General features: G+C 30.4%; 4 protein-coding genes. All 4 read right to left on the bottom strand.

Features of this window, described 5'->3' with window-relative positions; genetic code table 11:
* A partial coding sequence (locus tag J7G74_RS06975) for a TIM barrel protein (RefSeq protein ID WP_297133454.1) occupies positions 1-628 on the bottom strand: 628 nt, incomplete at its 3' end.
* Positions 628-750, bottom strand: coding sequence for a hypothetical protein (locus J7G74_RS06970; RefSeq protein ID WP_297133452.1), 123 nt, complete (start codon positions 748-750; stop codon positions 628-630). The genes J7G74_RS06975 and J7G74_RS06970, both read right to left, overlap by 1 nt.
* 328 nt (positions 751-1078) lie before the next feature.
* Positions 1079-2479: an MFS transporter gene (locus J7G74_RS06965; RefSeq protein ID WP_297133451.1), complete on the bottom strand. Its 1401-nt coding sequence runs from the start codon at positions 2477-2479 to the stop codon at positions 1079-1081.
* 202 nt (positions 2480-2681) lie between these two features.
* A partial coding sequence (locus J7G74_RS06960) for a Gfo/Idh/MocA family oxidoreductase (RefSeq protein WP_297133450.1) occupies positions 2682-2905 on the bottom strand: 224 nt, incomplete at its 5' end.

The following is a 2905-nucleotide window of genomic DNA, read 5'->3' as shown; positions in this document are numbered from 1 at the left end:
CATCTGCAATGTGTATATGACCTATTGTATCTATATATTTAGTTAAAGTATCACATATTCTGCCTTCATTAAGTTGCATGTGGTAAACATCATATAATATTTTTAATTTAGGAGAATCTATTAATCTTATCATTTCAGCAGCCATTTGAGTATTTTCTAAAAAATTACCAACATGATCTGTTGTTATATTTAACCCCTCAAGATTTAAAAGTATATCTTCTTCTTCAGCAAGTTTAGCTGATTTTTCAAGCATTTTAAACATAGAGCATAATTTTATAGTATGAGAAAGTTTATCATAGTGATTAATTACTATACCTCCATCACCTAATCCATTTGAATGTATTGTTAAGCTTTCTGCTCCTATCTTTTTAGCTACTTCAATAGATTTTTTTAAATAATCCATATAAGGTTCTTCATGACTTGGATCTACTAAAGAATATATTGAATCTCCATTAAATCCTGCTATTTTTATATCTGCTTCTTCAGCTAATTTAATAATTTCATCTAAATCTTTATCTTCCCATCCCCAGAATTCTATATAATCAAAACCTGCTTCTTTTGCAGCTTTAAATCTTTCACACCAAGGTAATTCTGTAAATAAAGTTTCTATACATGCGCTTTTTAACATTATTCTACCTCCTCAATTTTAACTGGTCTTCCTTCTCTTTGAGATTTTGTAGCTGCAGCTGCCATAAGAACTGGGTATAGTCCATCTAATCCAGTTACACTAGGCTCTTCATTATGTTCCATAGTCCTAGCAAACTATTTCATTTTATTTGCAAATGCTCCTGTATATCTATCCCACATTATTAAAGAAGTTATAATCTACATTTTTATACTTTTTTCATATTATACTGGACTAAGTCATTTCATTTTCTCGAATATATCTATAAAATACTGTTAATCATTAGAATCTGATTTTATGCAATGGTATTTACTAAATTGCAATTTATTAATATATAAAAGTACTCCTTTCATAAAGATAGTTTATTATTTTAACTATCTTTCATAAAAGGAGTATTTTATTTAATATCTGATTTATGTAATCTATTAATTAAGTAATTTTATTTTATTATAGTTAACATTCTCCTCTTGATTCACGCTCAGCAAGCTCAGCCATAATTGTTGGATAAATTTTATCAAGTTTATAGAATAACATAACAAAGATTATAATAGCCCAAACAATTAATGGTCCATATGAATAAATGCTAACAATAGTATCAAGAGCCGACTGAGGCTGAACAGCACTACCACTTGTAGAACTTATATAACCACTCATTGTCATAAGACCTGTAACAATAGCACCTGTAACACCAGGAGCTACTTTACTTCCAACAGAACCTGCCGAGAAAATATAAGCTTCTTGACGTAATCCTGATTTCCAATGACCAAATTCAACAGCATCATTAAGCATTCCAAATACACATGCATTAAGAGGTGAACAACCTATACCACGAAGTATTGCTGTAGCAAGTGCCAACTCAAAACTATATGGATTTGACATAAAAATAAACTGTGCAGCTACTCCAATAACTGCTCCTGCAAGAACTATGTTTCTTTTTCCAAAACGTTTCATGAAAATAGGACAAATCATTACACCTATGATAACTGTTACAAATTCACAGAAATAAAGAGTACTATACATCCAAGTTTCATTTTGGAATATATATTTACAATAGTATGGAAGCATCAAGCCTGTTATACCAATTGTAGCATTTTGTGCCATCCATAAAACTCCTGCCATCCAAAAATACTGATTTGTAAAAAGAGCTTTTAATGTTTCTTTTCCCTTGCCTTCTTTTTTCTTATCACTTCTTTCTGTTACAGTAACGTTTTCCTCACATTTAAGAAAACAGAATAAAAGAAGGAAAAGTGCTACAACAGCCCAAATTGAAATTGAAATAACCCACGCTCTTTGATCATTTCCTAAAAGTTTAACTATAGGCATTGTAAAAATAGATATGGCTATACGTCCAAAAGGAGACATTGCCATACGGAATATAGATATCATATCTCTCTCTTCTTGATCACGAGTAAGCATTGCAGAAAGACTTCCATAAGGAAGATTTACAGCTGTATACATTACTGTTGTACTTAAGTTGTAGGTTACGAATATATAAATAAGCTGAAGTGTTGAAGATGTATTCGGAACAGTAAATAGTAATATAATCGAAATTGTATAAGGTATTGCTGTCCAAAGAATCCACGGTCTTGACTGACCATATTTTGACTTTGTATGTGATACAATATATCCCATAATAACATCAGATACACCATCAAAAATTCTAGATATAAGCATTATCGTACCAATTGCAGCTGCTGAAATTCCTATATAGTCAGTATAAAATAAAGTAAGAAATGTTCCAACTACACCAAAACTGATATTACAAGCAACATCCCCACAACCATATGCGAACTTTGTTATAAATGGTATCTTTAGGAATTCATTTTTTTTAGCCGTGTTAACTGTTTTATCCATTTAAATCTATCCTCTCTATCTTTTTATTTTTCTACAAGAAGTAGAATATTTCATCTAGTAATCGCCAGACTTTACCAGGTTAATCGGATCACTAATATATTGTTATCTAGTATCTATTACATTTAAATTTATACATTATCAAGTTTTATAATTTATTAGAATAAATACCTTGATGCAAAGTATTTAATTTTGTATTACTAAACTAGTCTACATATTTCACATCAACTAATGCGCCAGTTTCAAATGATTCCTTACATGCATATCCAACTACTGTAGATAATACTCCATCTTCAACAGTGACTTCTGGTTTTCTATTATTTAATACACAATCAACAAACTCCTTAACTTCTGATAAATATGCATCTTCAAATCTTTCTAAGAATCCGCAAGCACACTCTTTGTTTACACCCCTATCATCAAACACTG

The sequence above is a fragment of the Terrisporobacter sp. genome, from assembly GCF_017888745.1.
In the GTDB taxonomy this organism is placed as follows: domain Bacteria; phylum Bacillota; class Clostridia; order Peptostreptococcales; family Peptostreptococcaceae; genus Terrisporobacter.
The sequence above is the reverse complement of the archived record's forward strand: the minus strand, read 5'-3'. Positions and strand labels throughout refer to the sequence as shown.

Coding starts and splice junctions, on each gene's coding strand:
- J7G74_RS06965 (WP_297133451.1), bottom strand. CDS start 2,479: ATGGATAAAACAGTTAACACGGCTAAAAAAAATGAATTCCTAAAGATA.
- J7G74_RS06970 (WP_297133452.1), bottom strand. CDS start 750: ATGGAACATAATGAAGAGCCTAGTGTAACTGGATTAGATGGACTATAC.